The 16,480-nt window shown below is 74.1% G+C and carries 13 protein-coding genes; 10 read left to right on the top strand and 3 right to left on the bottom strand.

Annotated elements, in window-relative coordinates; translation table 11 throughout:
• From O4J56_RS28960 to O4J56_RS28940, 5 genes are all read left to right on the top strand, one after another.
• Positions 1 to 3,272, top strand: a 3,272-nt coding sequence (locus O4J56_RS28960) for a HAMP domain-containing protein (protein ID WP_270690200.1), incomplete at its 5' end; no start/stop codon positions are given.
• Positions 3,273 to 3,277: 5 nt separating this feature from the next.
• Entirely contained in the window at positions 3,278 to 3,916 is a 639-nt protein-coding gene (locus O4J56_RS28955; protein WP_270690197.1) for a response regulator, read from the top strand.
• A 488-nt stretch (positions 3,917 to 4,404) separates the two neighbouring features.
• Complete coding sequence (locus O4J56_RS28950) at positions 4,405 to 5,418, top strand: hypothetical protein (RefSeq protein ID WP_270690195.1); 1,014 nt, start codon at positions 4,405 to 4,407, stop codon at positions 5,416 to 5,418.
• Between the two features lie 494 nt (positions 5,419 to 5,912).
• Entirely contained in the window at positions 5,913 to 6,929 is a 1,017-nt protein-coding gene (locus tag O4J56_RS28945; RefSeq protein ID WP_270690194.1) for a hypothetical protein, read from the top strand.
• Between the two features lie 214 nt (positions 6,930 to 7,143).
• Positions 7,144 to 8,220 (top strand): hypothetical protein, encoded by a 1,077-nt coding sequence (locus O4J56_RS28940; RefSeq protein WP_270690192.1) that lies wholly within the window; start codon positions 7,144 to 7,146, stop codon positions 8,218 to 8,220.
• Positions 8,221 to 8,233: 13 nt separating this feature from the next.
• Here O4J56_RS28940 and O4J56_RS28935 read toward each other — a convergent pair whose 3' ends face one another.
• Positions 8,234 to 9,403, bottom strand: a complete 1,170-nt coding sequence (locus tag O4J56_RS28935) for a PAS domain-containing protein (RefSeq protein ID WP_270690190.1) — start codon at positions 9,401 to 9,403, stop codon at positions 8,234 to 8,236.
• 165 nt (positions 9,404 to 9,568) lie between these two features.
• Here O4J56_RS28935 and O4J56_RS28930 point away from each other — a divergent pair, with 165 nt between their 5' ends.
• The 3 genes from O4J56_RS28930 (at position 9,569) to O4J56_RS28920 (ending at position 11,428) form a co-directional block, all read left to right on the top strand.
• Entirely contained in the window at positions 9,569 to 10,333 is a 765-nt protein-coding gene (locus tag O4J56_RS28930; RefSeq protein ID WP_270690201.1) for a GAF and ANTAR domain-containing protein, read from the top strand.
• 171 nt (positions 10,334 to 10,504) lie between these two features.
• Positions 10,505 to 10,867 carry an STAS domain-containing protein gene (locus O4J56_RS28925; RefSeq protein WP_270680473.1) on the top strand — a complete coding sequence of 121 codons (363 nt, stop codon included), beginning with the start codon at positions 10,505 to 10,507 and terminating at the stop codon, positions 10,865 to 10,867.
• Positions 10,868 to 10,939: 72 nt separating this feature from the next.
• On the top strand, positions 10,940 to 11,428 hold the full coding sequence (locus tag O4J56_RS28920; RefSeq protein ID WP_270690188.1) for an SRPBCC family protein: 489 nt from the start codon (positions 10,940 to 10,942) through the stop codon (positions 11,426 to 11,428).
• 121 nt (positions 11,429 to 11,549) lie between these two features.
• Here O4J56_RS28920 and O4J56_RS28915 read toward each other — a convergent pair whose 3' ends face one another.
• Positions 11,550 to 12,542 carry an anti-sigma factor RsbA family regulatory protein gene (locus tag O4J56_RS28915; protein WP_270690186.1) on the bottom strand — a complete coding sequence of 331 codons (993 nt, stop codon included), beginning with the start codon at positions 12,540 to 12,542 and terminating at the stop codon, positions 11,550 to 11,552.
• Positions 12,543 to 12,659: 117 nt separating this feature from the next.
• Positions 12,660 to 13,898 (bottom strand): glycosyltransferase, encoded by a 1,239-nt coding sequence (locus O4J56_RS28910; protein WP_270690184.1) that lies wholly within the window; start codon positions 13,896 to 13,898, stop codon positions 12,660 to 12,662.
• A 440-nt stretch (positions 13,899 to 14,338) separates the two neighbouring features.
• On the opposite strand from O4J56_RS28910, the gene O4J56_RS28905 reads away from it, so the two are divergent.
• Positions 14,339 to 15,016 carry a Rossmann-fold NAD(P)-binding domain-containing protein gene (locus O4J56_RS28905; protein WP_270690183.1) on the top strand — a complete coding sequence of 226 codons (678 nt, stop codon included), beginning with the start codon at positions 14,339 to 14,341 and terminating at the stop codon, positions 15,014 to 15,016.
• A 218-nt stretch (positions 15,017 to 15,234) separates the two neighbouring features.
• Positions 15,235 to 15,996 carry a PP2C family protein-serine/threonine phosphatase gene (locus tag O4J56_RS28900; protein ID WP_270690182.1) on the top strand — a complete coding sequence of 254 codons (762 nt, stop codon included), beginning with the start codon at positions 15,235 to 15,237 and terminating at the stop codon, positions 15,994 to 15,996.
• The last annotated feature ends 484 nt before the right edge of the window (positions 15,997 to 16,480 follow it).

Here is a 16,480-nt window from a genome sequence, read left to right as displayed (position 1 = left end):
TGAAGGACACCGTCAACACGATGGTGGACCAGCTGGACTCCTTCGCCGACGAGGTGACGCGGGTCGCCCGCGAGGTCGGCTCGGAGGGCAAGCTGGGCGGCCGCGCCAACGTCAAGGGCGTCTCGGGGGTCTGGAAGGACCTGACCGACAACGTCAACTCCATGGCGAACTCGCTGACCTACCAGGTCCGCAACATCTCGCAGGTCACCACGGCGGTGGCGCGCGGCGACCTGTCCAAGAAGATCACCGTGGACGCGCAGGGCGAGATGCTCGAGCTGAAGGACACCGTCAACACGATGGTGGACCAGCTGGACTCCTTCGCCGACGAGGTCACCCGCGTCGCGCGCGAGGTCGGCACCGAGGGGACCCTGGGCGGCCAGGCGCACGTCCGCGGGGTGTCGGGGGTCTGGAAGGACCTCACGGACAACGTGAACTCGATGGCGAACTCGCTGACCTACCAGGTGCGCAACATCTCCGAGGTGACCCGCGCGGTCGCCGGCGGCGACCTGACCAAGAAGGTCACGGTCAACGCCAAGGGTGAGATGCTCGAGCTCAAGGGCACCATCAACACCATGGTCGACCAGCTCTCGGCGTTCGGCGCCGAGGTGACGCGGGTGGCCCGCGAGGTGGGGACCGAGGGTGCGCTGGGCGGCCGCGCCGAGGTGCGCGGCGTTTCGGGCATCTGGAAGGACCTGACCGACAACGTCAACTCCATGACGCAGAGCCTGACCAACCAGGTGCGCGACATCTCCCAGGTGACCACCGCGGTGGCCCGCGGCGACCTCACCAAGAAGATCACCGTCGACGTCCAGGGCGAGATGCTGCAGCTCAAGGACACCGTGAACACCATGGTGGACCAGCTGTCGGCGTTCGCCATCGAGGTCACGCGGGTGGCGCACGAGGTGGGCTCGGAGGGCCAGCTGGGCGGCCAGGCCAAGGTCGACGGGGTCTCGGGCACCTGGAAGCAGCTCACCGACAGCGTGAACGAGCTGGCCTCCAACCTGACCACGCAGGTGCGGGCGATCGGCGAGGTGGCCGCGGCGGTCACCGCGGGCGACCTGACCCAGAACATCCACCTGGACGTGCGCGGGGAGATGCTGGAGCTGCGCGACAACATCAACCTGATGGTCGCCAACCTGCGCGAGACCACCGCCGCCCAGCGCGACGACGACTGGCTCAAGTCGAACCTGGCCCGCGTCTCGGCGCGGATCCAGGGCCACCGCGACCTCAACGAGCTGGCGCGGCTCATCATGACCGAGGTGACCCCGCTGGTCGACGCCCAGCACGGCGCCTGCTACCTGCCCGAGGACGAGGACGACGAGGGCGTGTACCGGCTCTACGCCGGGTTCGGGTTCCAGCCCGAGGAGGGGCGCCGCCGGGTGCGCACCGGGGTCGGCCTGGCCGGGGAGGCGGTCGCGCAGAAGCGCGAGCAGATCGTCATCAACGTGCCGCCGGACTACGTGCGGGTCGAGTCGGGGCTGGGCGAGGCGCCGCCGCTGAGCCTGGCGATCCTGCCCATCGTCTCGGAGGACCGGGTCCTGGGCGTGGTGGAGTTCGGCTCCTTCGGCGAGTTCCGCGAGGTGCACCTGAACTTCCTGCGGGAGCTGGTGAACCTGCTGGGCACCACCATCAACACGGTGCTGGCCAACTCCAAGACCGAGTACCTGCTGGCCCAGTCCCGCCAGCTCACCATCGCGCTGCAGGAGCGCTCCAACGAGCTGCAGCGCCAGCAGGAGGAGCTGCGGCGCAAGAACGCCGAGCTGCACAGCAAGGCGGGGCAGCTGGCCAGCCAGAACCGCGCCATCGAGCTGCAGAACCGGCAGATCGAGCGGGCGCGGCGCTCCCTGGAGGACCGGGCGCACCAGCTGCAGGTCTCCTCCAAGTACAAGTCCGAGTTCCTGGCGAACATGTCGCACGAGCTGCGCACGCCGCTCAACAGCCTGCTGATCCTGGCCCGGCTGCTGGCCGACAACACCGAGCAGAACCTGACCTCCAAGCAGGTGGAGTTCGCCCAGACCATCCACAAGGCCGGGAGCGACCTGCTGGAGCTGATCGACGAGATCCTGGACCTGGCCAAGGTGGAGTCGGGCCGGGTGGAGGTGCAGCCGGCCGACGTGGCCATCGGCCAGCTCGTGGACTACGTCGAGGCCACCTTCCGGCCGCTGACCAGCGACCGGGGCCTGGCCTTCGGGGTGGAGGTGTCCCCGGACATCCCCAACTACCTGTGGACCGACGAGCAGCGGCTCCAGCAGATCCTGCGCAACCTGCTGTCCAACGCCGTCAAGTTCACCTCCTCGGGCGAGGTGCGGCTGCTCATCCGCCCCGCCTGGGCGCTGGACGACGCCGACCTCGACCTGTTCGGGGAGAACGAGGAGGTCATCGCGTTCTCGGTGGCCGACACCGGGATCGGCATCCCCGAGGACAAGCTGCAGGTCATCTTCGAGGCGTTCCACCAGGGCGACGGCGGCACCTCGCGCCGCTTCGGCGGCACCGGCCTGGGGCTGTCCATCAGCCGCAACTTCGCCCGGCTGCTGGGCGGGGAGATCCGCGTGGAGTCCACCGTCGGCCAGGGCAGCACGTTCACCCTGCTGCTGCCGGTGCGGCTGCCCGAGGGCGCCGAGGAGCGGATGGCCGAGGGGCTGGACACGGTGCAGCCGCTGGAGCCCTCCGACTCCTCCGACATCGAGCCGCTCACCGACGCGGCCATGCCCGAGGTGCCCGACTCCCCGGCCGACCTGGCGGTGCTGCCGGCCCTGGAGGACGAGCCCGAGCCGGCGGCCGAGCCGGTGCCGGTGCTGCGCGAGCCGGAGCCCGAGCCTTCGGACGAGGGCGAGGCGGCCCCGGCCGCCGAGCAGCGCGAGGCGCTGGAGGGGCGCACCGTGCTCATCGTCGACGACGACATCCGCAACGTGTTCGCCCTGGCGAGCGCGCTGGAGGCGCAGGGGCTCAGAGTGCTCTTCGCCGACAACGGCCGCACCGGCATCGAGAAGCTGGAGGCCAACGAGGACGTCGAGGTCGTCCTGATGGACATCATGATGCCCGAGCTGGACGGCAACGCGACCACGCGCGCCATCCGGGAGATGCCCCAGTTCGCCGACCTGCCGATCATCTCGCTGACCGCGAAGGCGATGCAGGGCGACCGGGACCGCAGCCTGGAGGCGGGCGCGTCGGACTACGTCACCAAGCCGGTGGACCTGGACCACCTGCTCGACGTGATTCAGAAGTGGCTGGAGCCCGGCTCCGGCGAGGACGGCCCCGAAGAGCAGGAGTAGTGGACGTGGCGCAGAAGGCCAACATCCTCCTCGTGGACGACCGCGACGAGAACCTCACGGCCCTGGAGGCGATCCTGGCCTCCCTGGACCAGAACCTGGTGCGCGCCAGCTCCGGCGAGGGCGCGCTCAAGGCGCTGCTGGAGGACGACTTCGCGGTCATCCTGCTGGACGTGATGATGCCGGGGATGGACGGGTTCGAGACCGCCACCCACATCAAGCAGCGGGAGAAGACCCGTGACGTGCCGATCATCTTCCTGACCGGCGCGGGCATCGACCGGCACCAGGTCTTCCGGGGGTACGCCGCGCGCTCCATCGACTACCTGACCAAGCCGTTCGACCCGTGGGTGCTGCGGTCGAAGGTGGAGGTCTTCGTGGAGCTGTTCCAGGCCAAGCGGCGGCTGCGGGACCAGGCCCGGCTGCTGCGGCGCCAGCTCGGCGAGGAGACCGGGGCCGAGACCGAGTCGCTGACCGGGCGGCTGTCGCACCGCATGGCGGAGGTCAGCACCAACCTGGAGCAGCTGCGGGAGCTGATCGTCACCGCCGACCGGGACCCGGACCCGCGCACGGTGGAGGCGGTGCGGGCGCTGGACCGGTCGATGGGGCGCCTGTCGACGATGGTGGAGTCGCTGCACGGGGCGGAATAGGGACCCCGCGGGCGCGGCGCCGGGAAGGCGCCGTCCGATCACCCTCCGTGCGAATGACCTGCGTGGCCGGATCCGGCCACGCAGGTCATTCGCATTTTCGGGGCGAGATCATTTCGGTTTTGACTTACGCACCGTGATCGAGCAGGGAGTCCGGGTGTCCGCGGGGCCGCAGGTGCGGCTTTCGGGCCGATTCGGTTCCCTGTTTCGGCCGGTTATTTCCCGTGACGAGGGACACCGGGGGACGCTCCGGAGGCGCCGGGGGCCTCACGTTCCGGTGGTGTCCCCGGGAGGTGCGGCGTTGCTAGCGTTCAGCCATCGCAGGGAGCGGCGCAGAGGCCGCGGACGGCCGCCGCCCCGCCGCTCCTGGGAAATCCGGGCCCGATCCTGCCCCTGCCGGCGCCCGCACGGCCAACGGTGCACCGCCCCCACCCTCCATCCCCGGTGCGCGAGGCATTCCCCCGACTCCCGGACCGATTCGGAGTAAGAACGTGTCGCGTACGACCCCTTCCCGCACGGCACCCCGCGCCGCCGCGGGCTTCGCCGTCTTCGGCTTCGCCGCCCTGGGCGCCCTGGGCACCGCCGCCCCCGCCTCGGCCGAGCCCGAGCCGATCACCAAGGACATCGCCTACCACTGCACCTCGCAGGGGGGCTGGGAGACGAGCGGCGACATCGAGTGGAAGTTCAATGTCACCAACGGCTCGTCCTTCGACCCCGGTGACCAGGTCGCCGCCCTGGGCAACTCGCAGTGGCGCTACGCCTACCCGGAGACCGAGCACGGGAACGTCACCCGTGTGATCGTCCGCCACGAGGTCGACCTGTCCGGCGGCGCCGCCACCGACGAGAAGCTCACCTTCCAGAGCAAGTGGAACGGCAGCGCGCCCCCGGAGGCCTTCAGCGAGGGCACCGAGGGCGGCGACTGGCAGTACCCGTCGCAGCCGGCGGGCACCCGTGCCGGCGACGGCAGCAGCCTGGTGTTCAGCGGCGGCGACGTCGTCGCGAGCGTCCTGTTCGAGGACGGCGAGCACTGGGTCACCACCTGCAGCCCCACCGGCGACGCCGAGATCATGAGCGTGGCGGTCTCCGGCAAGCCCGACCCGGAGGAGCCCGAGGACCCGGAGGACCCCGGGGACGAGGACCCGGGCGGTGACGACGGCGACGGCGGCGGGGACGAGGACCCCGGCGGTGACGACGGCGACGGCGGCGGCGACCAGGACCCGGGCGGTGACGACGGGGACAAGGGCGATGACCAGAACCCCGGCGGTGACGACGGGGACAAGGGCGACGAGCAGAAGCCCGGCGGCGACGACAAGGGCGACAAGGGCGAGGACAAGCCCGCGCCGGGCAAGGACTCGGCCGACGGTGACAAGGGCAGCTCCCTGCCGGTGACCGGCGCGGCGCTGGGCGGCCTGGTGGCCGCCGCGGTGGCCGCGGTCGGCGGCGGCGGTGCGGCGATGTTCTTCGCCCGCAAGAAGAAGCGCGCCGCGGCCGACACCGAGGCCTGACGGAGCCTGAACGGGGCCTGACGGCCCCGGAACCGAGGGCGGCGGGGGCACCCGCCGCCCTCGGGCATTTCCGGACACATGGACGCCTTGTCCCGGAGTGGCCGGATATGGCCTTTCCGGTGGCCTCGTGTAAACCCGCACGCTCCGAGCGGGACATCATCACTGCAGGTCACGTCACTGAGCGTGGGAATCGCGGAGGGGCCTGCGAGAACGCCGGACGCGGTGCCCCCGGTGGCGGCGGAGCGTCACCGGGAACGCTGTCATCCCAGGTCATCCCTGATCGTTCCGAAATGCACCCGCGTTGCTAGAGTCGCTCCGTCCCCATCGCCTCCGCGGTGGCGCGCCCGCTCACGCGCCTCGGACCGACGGCCCACACGCCGTCGCACCCGCACCGACGTGAACCTCCCGGACCTTCGGCCCTCCCGAAGGCGCTTCCGGGGTCCGCGGCGGCGGATGATCCCCCGACAAAGAGGAGCGAACGCAACGTGTCGCGCATGACCACCCGCATGACCGCGGGATTCGCCGTCTTCGCCTTCGCGGCCCTGGGCGCGGGCCCCGCCCTGGCGGACGACGCCCCGGAGTTCCAGGAGGGCCCCGGCGCGGGCGCCCAGCAGATCCCGGAGGAGATCCCGCAGACGCTGGACGCGCCGCTGGACGAGCCCGTCGGTGTCGAGGTCGACTACACCTGCACCGACGGCGCCGGGGGCCAGGAGTCGGACACGCGCACCTGGTACTTCAGCGTGTTCCCCGAGGAGGAGGGGCGGACCGGCGACGTCGTCGCCTACGGCGGCTGGTACGACGGCGGCGGTATGTTCTACGACCCCGAGGGCGGTGCCTACACCTCGGTGACGGACTCGGGGACCATCGGCGTGAGCGGGTCGGCCGCCCCGACCGACGCGGTGACGGTCTCGGCGTCCTGGGCGGGCGAGTCCACCGACCCCTACGGGCCCGACGAGGCCGACAACTGGAACTACGAGAACCTCGGCGGGACGCTGGACCTGACCGAGCCCGGCGACCTGGTCTTCACCGCGGGGACCATCACGACCACCGTGGAGCAGGTGAACGGGGCGACCACGACGACCACCTGCACTCCCGCCTCCAGCCCCGAGCTGGCGTCCATCACCGTCACCGGCGACCCGGTCGGCGGCGATGACGGTGACGACGAGAACCCCGGTGGCGATGACGGCGACGGCGGCGGGGACGAGGACCCCGGCGGTGACGACGGCGACGACCAGAACCCCGGTGGCGACGACGGTGACGGCGGGGGCGACGAGAACCCCGGCGGTGACGACGGCGACAAGGGTGATGACAAGGGCGACGGCGGCAAGGGCGAGGACAAGCCCGCGCCGGGCAAGGACTCGGCCGACGGTGACAAGGGCGGCTCCCTGCCGGTGACCGGCGCGGCGCTGGGCGGCATGATCGCCGCCGCGGTGGCCGCGGTCGGCGGCGGCGGTGCGGCGATGTACTTCTCCCGCAAGAAGAGGAACGCCGCGGCCGACACCGAGGCCTGAACCCGGAAGGGCGGCTGAGTGACGAGAAGGGCGGCGGGGACGAACCCCGCCGCCCTTCCGTGCTGCTCGGGACGGGGCCTGCCGGGGCGTGAGCCCTCCGGGTCTCTCGCCCCTGTCCCGTAGGCGGCATAAGATCGGTGAGGGAGCGAAGGAACACGCCTCTCTACCGCACCTGCACCCCCCTCATCCCCCATCATGACTGGAGCGTGGGTCCGTGTCCCCCCGTATCGCAACCGGTCTCGCCGCGGTCGCGGCCGTCATCGCCGCCGGGTCCGGCCCCGCCTGGGCCGATGTTCCGGACACCGGGACTCCGGGGTCCGAGCCGTCCGCAACGGCGGCGGCGCCCCCGTCCGCCGCGCCCACGGCCGAACGGTCGCCCGGCCACGGCCCGTCCGTGTCCCCTTCGCCGTCGCCCACGGCGGACCCGTCGCCCGACCCCTCCGCGACCGACGCCCCCGACCCGACACCCGGCGGGAGGAGCCCCGATCCCTCGCCCGGGCCGGACGGGGCCCAGCCCCAGAAGGACGAAGGGGACGACGGGCGGGACGACACGGGCGACTCCGACGGGACCGGCATCGACCCCCTCCAGCTCGACGACCTGACACCGGACGACCTCGGGGACCATGTGGCCGAGGTCGGCTACGTGTGCACGCTTCCCGACGGCGGCACGACCGAGGAGACGTTCCTGTGGAGCGCGTGGGCCGTGCCCGAGGCCCCCTCCGCGGGGGAGGGGGTCCAGATCGGGGCGGTGTTCGCCGGGGACTACTTCTGGCTCCTGGACGAGAGCGGGAAGCCGATGGAGGCCGACGCCGTCACCGAGACGGGGACGGTGCGGCTCGGGGGGAAGGCCGCCGCCGAGGACGAGGTGGACGTCACGGTGCGGGCCGAACCCGGCGACGGGGCCTTCGGCCTGGACTGGGACTTCGACGGGACGACGGTGGAGACGACCCCGGAGCGGAGCGGACGCCTGGTGCTCACGCCCGGCGACGTGCGGCTGTCGGTGGAGAGCGGAGGCGGCGAGGCCGTCACCGACTGCTCCCCGGCGAAGGCGGCGGATCCGCTGCTGGAACTCCGGGTGGCCGAGGCCGAGGCGGAGGCGGAGCCGGACGACGCCATGGTCGACGGCGGCGTGTCCGCGGTGCCGGGGAACCGGGCGGTGTCGACGCCCCTGGGCGACCTGCCGGTGACCGGACCGGCGCTCCTGGGCCTGGCGGGCGCGGGGGCGGTGTCCGTGGGGGCGGGAGGCACGGCCATGTTCCTGGCCCGCAAGCGCCCGGGAGCCGACGACTGACCGGGCCGCCGGGTCAGGCCTGCGGGCGCGGGGGCAGGGCCAGGCCGATGTGCTCGCCGATCTCTTCGATCAGGCCCAGGTCGGCCAGGCGGAACGCGCCCCGGTTGCTGCGGCGGATCAGCGTCAGGGCGCCGCGCACGCCCCGGCTGCCCACCAGCGGGACGCTCAGCAGCGACCCCGCCCCGAGCAGGCTCAGCAGCGGTGCGCCGTCGTCGGCCGACCCCAGCGCGGTCTCGTCCTCGATCTGCTGGTCCAGCACCGACGTGCCGGTCGCCAGCACCTGCCCCGGCACCTCGGCCGCGCCGGGGTCGCGGCCCTCCAGGAGCTCCCGGTGGCCGTCGGCCTCCGGCGCGGCCACCACGGCGCGGCGGGCCCGGGCGGGGTCGCCCGGCAGGTCGCACACGTCCACGAGCACCCAGTCGGCGTAGGAGTCGGCGAGCAGCTCCGCCGCCTCGTCCAGGGCCAGCGGCCGCCCGGCCCCGCCGGGGCCCGCCGAGGCGAGCAGCAGCCGCGTCATCCGGGTGAGCACGTCCAGGCGCCGCGCGGCCAGCACCACCACCTGGTCCTCCACCTCGGGCTCCAGCGGCGCCGGGCCCTCGTCGCCGCCGCCGTCGGGCGCCGGGGAGACGACCACCAGCACCAGCGGGTTGGCCTCGGTGGGCACGTCCAGCCGGGTGAGGGTCAGGTGCACGTCCTCGGCCCAGCCCCGCTGGGCCAGCCGGGACCCGAACGACGCGGTCTCCCCGCCGCGCAGCACCGCCGCCAGCCAGGACCGCATCGGGGCGCGCCGCCGGAGGTCGACGAAGTTGGAGAACGGCTTGCCGGTGAGGTAGCCGGGGGCGCTGCCCAGCCGCTCGGCGGCCAGGGTGTTGATGCGCCGGATGTAGCCCTCGTGGTCGAGCAGCAGCACCGGCACGGTCAGCTCGTTGAAGACGGCGCGCAGCACCGCCTTCTCGTCGTCGCCGGACGGCGCCCGGCGCGGGCCGCCGCCCGCGGCCGCGTCCGCGGCGAGCCGCTCGCCGCAGTCGCGCAGCAGGGTGCCCGCGTAGGCCAGCTCGGCCAGGGCGGCCTCGGCGGTGCCGGCCGCGTCGTCCCGATCCATGCCCAGGGTCGCGCGCAGGGCGTCCGCCCGCTCGTTCAGCTCCGCGATCTCACGCTGTAGATCGGCGAGGTTCTCCGGCACGCTTTCGGACTCCAGCCCCTGTGAAATGCATGATCGTGCGGTCGGCGGCGGGTGTGTGCCGCGCGCCACCTACCGACGCTAACGCATGCGCGGGCCCCCGGGTTCTGCGGTTACCGTGGAGTCGGGCGGACGGCAGGAAGGGGGCGCACCGTGGGCGAATCGCCCGTGTGGGTGGAGCGGCTCGCGCGCGAGATCGGCGCCCTCGGCCAGGCCGAGGGCAGCGGCCCCGAGCGGGCGCTGGACCGGATGAGCGCCGCGGCCGCCCGGGGGGTGCCCGGGTGCTCGGCGGCCCTGGTGGTGATCTGGCGCGCGGTGCGGCCCGGCGACGAGGAGGGCGCCCGCTGCGCGGCCGGCAGCCACGTGGTGGTCGACTACGGCGCCTCCCACTCGGACCTGGCGACGGCGCTGGAGCGGCAGTACACCGTCGACCAGGGGCCCGCGGTGGAGGCGGTGCGCGAGATGCGCGCCGTCACCGTGGGCGACGTGCTCCGCGAGGACCGGTGGCCGGACTACCTGAGCGCGGCGGTGCAGTGCGGGGACCGCGCCTCGATCACCTACCCGTGCCAGTTCGACGAGGAGGTCGTCACCTTCGGGGTGCACTCCGGGCGCGGCGACGCCTTCGACGTGGAGGCGGTGGCGCCGCTGGTGGCGCTGCTGGCCGAGCACGCGGCGATGGCGCTGCACAGCGCGGGGCGGTACGTGGACGCGGCGCGCGAGGCGGCGCACATGCGCAGGGCGATGTCCGCCCGCGCCGTCATCGACCAGGCGAAGGGCATCCTGATGCACGCCCGCGGGTGCGGCGCGTCCGAGGCGTTCGAGGAGCTGCGCCGGGTGGCGCAGCGCAACCGGATGAAGGTCGCCGACGTGGCGCGGAGCCTGGTCGCCGAGAACGCCGAAGCGCCCGGACGCGCGCCCGGCCGTGCCAGGTGAGCGGGGGGCGCCGGCGGGCGGCGGTGGACACGGGCGGACGCGGCGGGGAACGCCGTGCGACGGGGTGTATCGGTGTGGTGACGGTGGACGGGCGTGCCTGTCTCGCCGTCCGGGCGGGCGCTAGTGTGGAGCGGGTGGAGTCCACGACAGGCGCGAGCGAGGAGTGTGGGCGTGCCGTCTCAGATCCCGGTCCGCAGGGACGGTGACGCGGTGGTCGTGGCCCCTGAGGGGGACATGGACGCCGTCACCTCGCCGGCCTTGGCGGAGGTTCTCGACGGCCTGCTGACCGCCGAGGAGCCGCCGCGCGGGATCGTCATCGACTTCGCGAAGGTGAGCTTCTGCGACTCCCGCTGCATCGGCGTGCTGGTCCAGTCCTACCGCCAGGCGCGCGACCGCGGCATCGGCCTCGCCGTGGCCGCCCCCCAGCGCACCGTGCACCGCCTGTTCGTGATCGCCGGGATCGACCAGGTCATCACCATAGAGGACGACCCGGAGGACGCCCGCGAGGCGGTCCTCGCCGGAACCGGGACCTGAACCTCCAGGCGGGAACGGGGGACGGAACGAGGCGGCCCCGAGATGTGCCCGCCCGGTCACTAGGATGCGCGTGTGCCCCGCATCGAGCTGACCACCGTGCTTCCCGTGCCCGCCGACCGGGTCTTCCGGGCCTGTGCGGATCCCCACCTGCACCCGCTCACCATGCGGCGCCACCGCGAGCGCGTGGTGCACACCAGTGCCCGCGGGCTGCTCGCCCAAGGCGACACCGTGACCTTCCAGGCCCGCCACTTCGGAATGCCGTGGCGGCTGAGCGCCTGCATCACGCGCATGGACGCCCCGCACTCCTTCGTCGACGAGCAGGTGCGCGGCCCTTTCGCCCGCCTGCGTCATGAGCACGTCTTCCATCGGCTGGAGGACCGCTCGTGCCTGATGACCGACCAGGTGGACTTCCGGTCGCCCCTGGGCCCCTTGGGGCGCTTGGCCGATGCGCTGGTGCTGGAGGAGTACATGAGGCTGCTCATCGCCGAGCGCAACGCCAACCTCCTGCGCCTGCTGGAGCGCGGCGACGGAGCCGGTGGCCCGCCTACGGGTCCCGGCTGAGCGGCAGGCGGCCGGCGACGGGGTGGGCGGGGTGGTTCCCCGGCCGGGCCCGGAGCGGGGTACCTGCTGAGCCGCCGTCGGCGCCTACTCACCGGCGAGGGCTCCGGAAACCCTCCCGCCTCTAAATCCGGAAGTGGGCCCGCATGCGGGTGCCGTCCGGGCCCGGGAGGACCTCCAGGAAGTCGCACACCTGCCGGGTGATCCACAGGCCGTAGCCCCGGCCCCCCAGGCCGTCGGCCGGGCGGAAGCCCACCAGCGGGTCGTCCAGCTCCGCCGAGCCGTCCATCACCTCGCAGACGAGGCGGCCGCCCTCGCGCCACAGGGACACCGTCCCCTTGCCGGCCCCGTGCTCCAGCACGTTCGCCGCCAGCTCGTTGACCGCCACCACCAGGTCGGCCCGGCGCTCCGCCGGCAGACCGGCCTCCTCGGCCAGGCCCGCCGCCTCCTCGCGCACCGACGGCAGGTCCGGGCGGATGTCCAGGCTCAGCACGGGCTCGGCGGGCGGACCCGGGGCGGCGGTACCGCCCCCGTCCCCGCCTGTCGGGGCCCGGTACGCCGGGTTGGCGCGCATCCCCGCGCACACCAGCAGCAGCGGGTGCGCCTCGCGCCCGTCCCGCAGCGCGGCGGCGTCCAGCGCCGACGTGTCGTGCAGGCACAGCACCGTCAGCCGGTCCCCGGCCAGAGCCTGATCCAGCGCGGCCTCCATGCGCCGCCACTGCTCCCGCTCCAGGTGCGCCCGGTCCGGCCCCCGCCCCGTGTGCACGACGGGCGGCGGGTCGGGCTCGCCGACGAACAGCGCCCCCGCGCCCCGGGCCTCCACCGCCAGCCGGTGCAGCGCCCCGACCGTCCGGCCCGGGGCGTCGTAGTACGCGGCGCGGTCGGCGAAGTCGACCCGGGCCAGCACGTGTCCGGGCAGGCGGGCGCGCAGCGCCGCCCGCACCCGGTCGCCGACGGCGACGGTGACCCGGCGCCCGCCCTCGGCCCCGGCGGTGATGCGCGGGACCACCGGGCCGCACAGCCCGGCGTCGGTCCCGGCGAAGACCGCGGCGTGCTCCACCGCGGCGCCGTCCACGGCTGCGGCCCCGCTGCCCGGGGGCGCGGCGCGCGACGTCATGGCATCACCCCGGGCGGTCCTCCCGGTCGCGTCGGGAACGTGGGCGTCGGCGGCAACGTGGTCTTCGGGGACGCGGCGGCGCAGGCGCAGGCGCCCGGTCACGGGGCCGCGTCCGGACTAGTGTGCATCATCGCCCACGGCCAGCGGGAGGCCGTCCCCGCCCGGCAGGGCGGTGCGGTACACCCGCTCGGTCTCGGCGGCCACCCGCTGCCAGGTGAAGCGGGAGCGGGCCCGGTCGGCACCGGCGATGCCGTGCGCCGAACGGGTGGTGGCCTCGTTCATCATCCCGCGCACCGCGCGGGCCAGCGTGTCCGGGCGGGCCGAGCGCAGCAGCAGGCCGGTGGTGCGGTCCAGCACCGCGCCGGTGGGGCCGCCGGCCGCGCGGGCGACCACCGGCAGCCCGCAGGCCATGGCCTCCAGCACCGCCCCGCCGTAGGGGTCGTAGCGGTCGGCGGAGACGAAGATGTCGGCCGAGCGCAGCAGCCGGGGCAGCTCCTTGCGCTCCACGGGGCCCATCAGGTGCACCCGGTCGTCCACCCCGGCCTCCTTGGCGAGCAGCTCCAGGCGGCGGGCGTCCTCGTCCAGCGCGACCTCCAGCGGCGCGGCGGCCACCACCAGCAGCTCGGCGTCGGGCAGCCGCACCATCGACTCGATCAGCCGCTCCGGTCCGCCCGAGGCCGGGCCGGACACGGTGATCACCCGGGTGCGGTCCTGGCGGCGGGGGCTCCACGGCTCGGTGGCCGCGCCGCCCTCGACGCTGAAGTGGTCGGTGTCGACGCCGAAGGGGACCACCGCCACCCGGTGCCGCGGCAGGCCCATTCGGGCCAGCTCGAAGCGCAGGTCGGCGGAGCTGACGGCGACCGCGTCGGCGCGCCCGGCGATGGCGGCCTCCAGGCGCACCCGCTCGGGGCGCTCGGGCAGGCCCGCGCGCTGCTCGGTGGCATTGAGGGAATGGAACGTCTGCACCACCGGGACCTCGCCCAGACCCCCGGCGCCGTGCACGGCGGACAGCGCGGCCAGGCCGCTTGTCCAGCCGAGCGCGTGGACCACGTCGGGGGCGTCGTCCTTGAGCGCGCCGGTCAGCGCGGTGGCGAAGGCGCCGGTGTGGTCGGCCTCCTCGTGCTCGCCCAGGGGGCGGTCGGGCCCGGCGGCGAGGATCTCGGCGTGCACGCCGCGCCCCATCCGGGAGCGGCCGACCGGGTCGGAGGTGCTCTTGCGGGCGTAGACGGTCACCCGGTGGCCGAGTTTGGCCAGGTGGCGGGAGAGCGAGGCGACGTGGACGCTGTCACCGCAGGTCGGCTCGCCCCTGTGCGCTGCGAGGGGGGCGGTGTGCTCGGCGATCAGGGCGATCTTCACGGAGTGCTCCTCGATGCGGTGGGGTCGGGACGGCGTGCTCCGCGAGCGGGGGGCGGAGCGCGCGACGGAAGGGGGCCCGGGCACGCGCGGGGGCGCGGCGGCGGGCCTGGGGACGACGGGGAAGCGGCGGGTGTCGGAAGGAGAGAAGAGGGAAGGGAGGACGCACGGAATCACACCTCGGGGTTTCTGAGGAAACACGTACAGCGCCCGCCTCGGCACCGGGAGTGGTCCCCGGGAGGGAGCGCTTCAGAGGAGGTGTGTCTGCGTCTTAGACACCCAGCGGACCCCATTGTGCCAGAGGGGTTCGACGGCCGACAACGCGCCCACTGCGTGCGAGAACGCGCCCGCGGGCAGGTCCGCGGTCCGCGGCGCGCGTTTGCGCGGGGGTGACTCGGGCAGGGTGGCGGCGACGGAGCCCCGGCAGGACGGAGGGCAGGGGCATGGGGTTAGCGGATCCGCTACCGGACTACCGGGGGGCGGGAAGGCTGGCCGGGCGGCGCGCTCTGGTCGTCGGTGACTTCGGCGACGCGGGGGGCGCGGCAGGGGGCGTGCTGGCCGCGGTGGCGGCGGCGCTGGCCAAGGAGGGGGCGGCGGTCGCGGTCGCGGGCGACGCGGGACGGCCCGGGGCGGTCGCCGGACCGCTCCCGGCGGTGCGGCCGACGGACACGGTGCCGCGGCCGCGCCCGTTCAGCGCGGTGGAGTGCGCGGCGCAGGGGGCGGCGGCGCTGGGCGCATTGACGCTCGCGCTGCACTGCCCGATGGACGGCGAGGCCTCCTGCCGCGCCGCCGTGGCGCACGCCGCACTGGAGTTCGGCGCGCTCGACCTGCTGGTGCCGGCCGTCCCGCAGGGGCCGGACACGCATCGCGAGTCGGTGGCGTGGCTGGTGCGGGCGGCGCGGGACTTCATGCTCCCGGGGGCGTCGGTGGTGCTGGTGGGCGCCGCATGGGCGGCGGACCCGGCCGGGTGGGCGCGGTCGCTGGGGGCGTCGCTGCGCGGCCGCGGCATCCGGGTGGGGACGGCCGGGGCGGATCCGGCCGCCGGGCCCGAGGAGCGGGCCCGCGCGTGCGTGCGGGCGGCCGTCCGGAACGGGGCGCCTTCGCCCGCCGCGCGCGGCTGATCCGGGGGCGACCGGAAGCGGGGGCCTGCGCCCCGGGCGTACGACTCGTCCCGGGACTGCGGCGCCGGGCGATTTCCGCCATGATGGACGCGGACTTTGGCCACGGACAATGGTCCCCCGATACGGTTACAAGATCAACGCGCCCCGGCCTCCGTCCGGCGGGGCGCCGCGCAGACGCGTACGGCAGTCGCTGCCGTTGTGAACGGGAGGTAGGGCGCATGGGTGTCGCTGGTGGGGAAGTCACGGTCACTGCCCTGACGCACCGGGGCGCTGTCCGGCCGGCGAACGAAGACGCCGTCGTCATGGGTGCCCTCACCGTCGCCAGTGCGAACATGACCGTTCCCGTGCGCTGCGTGGTGTCGCTGACCGAGCCGGTGCTGCTGGCGGTCGCCGACGGCCTGGGAGGGCATGCGGCCGGGGAGATCGCCTCCGAGCACGCGGTGCACCGGATGGCGGAGATGAGCCCCCGGATGACCGGCCCGGACGACGTGGCGATGCTGCTGAAGAACATCGACGAGGAGATCAAGGACCACGCCACCCAGCACGCCGAGTTCTCCGGCATGGGGACCACGGTGGCGGGGATGCTGGTCAACGCCGACGGCAACTTCTGGTTCAACGTCGGCGACTCGCGCACCTACCGCCTGGAGGGCAACCGGCTGCGCCAGCTGTCCCAGGACGACTCCCCGCCGCTGCCGCCGTCGGAGGACGGCAAGCCGGTGACGACCAACTTCATCACCCAGTCGCTGGGGGGGAGCGGCAGCACGGCGATGGTGCCCCACGTCGGCCGCGACGCCGAGCCCGACCCGAGCGCCTGGCTGATGTGCAGCGACGGCCTGAGCGACCTGGTCTCCCAGGAGGACATGGAGCGCATCATCGCCGAGGCGGCCGACGACGAGGGCGCCGTGTACGCCCTGTGGCGCGCCGCCATGGACGCCTCGGGCCGGGACAACATCAGCATCCTGCTGGCCCGCCGCATGTGAGCCGAGGCCACCGGCCATGGAGGTCGGCGCGTCGTGCGGCAGCGCCGTCGGCTGGCGGGCGTGCGCATGGTCACCGTGATGGGCGGCGACGGCGGGACGCCAGTGGTTCCCCGGCCCTGCCTGCCGTCTGTCCGGTTGCTCGCGGTCCGGGTAGGTGGGCGGCTGGGCAGGTACCCCACTTCAGGGCCCCGGCCGGGCGGCGGCCCGCCGGGGTGTGAGGTGGCAAGGGCGGCGACGAAGCAGGTCAGCGGATCGTACGGCAGCGCCGTCGGCCGCGGCGCGTGTGCGTGGTCGGTGTCGTTGGCAGCGACGGCACAAGCGGGGCGGTTCCCGGTCCCTGCCTGCCGTCCGGCAGGCCCCTCGCGGTCCAGGTGGGCGGCGCGGTGGGCAGGGTGCGCGGTCTTCCGCGTTCGTGGCGACCGCCGCCCTCGTGCCCCCTTCCTGGCGATGATCTCGACAGGAGTGCTGTCAAATCCGCCGGAAT

The sequence above is a fragment of the Nocardiopsis endophytica genome (genome assembly GCF_027706725.1).
Taxonomy (GTDB): Bacteria; Actinomycetota; Actinomycetes; order Streptosporangiales; family Streptosporangiaceae; genus Nocardiopsis_A; species Nocardiopsis_A endophytica.
The sequence above is the reverse complement of the archived record's forward strand: the minus strand, read 5'-3'. Positions and strand labels throughout refer to the sequence as shown.

Excerpts from the sequence above, each read along its gene's own strand:
- O4J56_RS28900 (WP_270690182.1), top strand. The coding sequence starts at position 15,235 with ATGGGTGTCGCTGGTGGGGAAGTCACGGTCACTGCCCTGACGCACCGG.
- O4J56_RS28905 (WP_270690183.1), top strand. The coding sequence starts at position 14,339 with ATGGGGTTAGCGGATCCGCTACCGGACTACCGGGGGGCGGGAAGGCTG.
- O4J56_RS28915 (WP_270690186.1), bottom strand. The coding sequence starts at position 12,542 with ATGACGTCGCGCGCCGCGCCCCCGGGCAGCGGGGCCGCAGCCGTGGAC.
- O4J56_RS28945 (WP_270690194.1), top strand. The coding sequence starts at position 5,913 with ATGACCACCCGCATGACCGCGGGATTCGCCGTCTTCGCCTTCGCGGCC.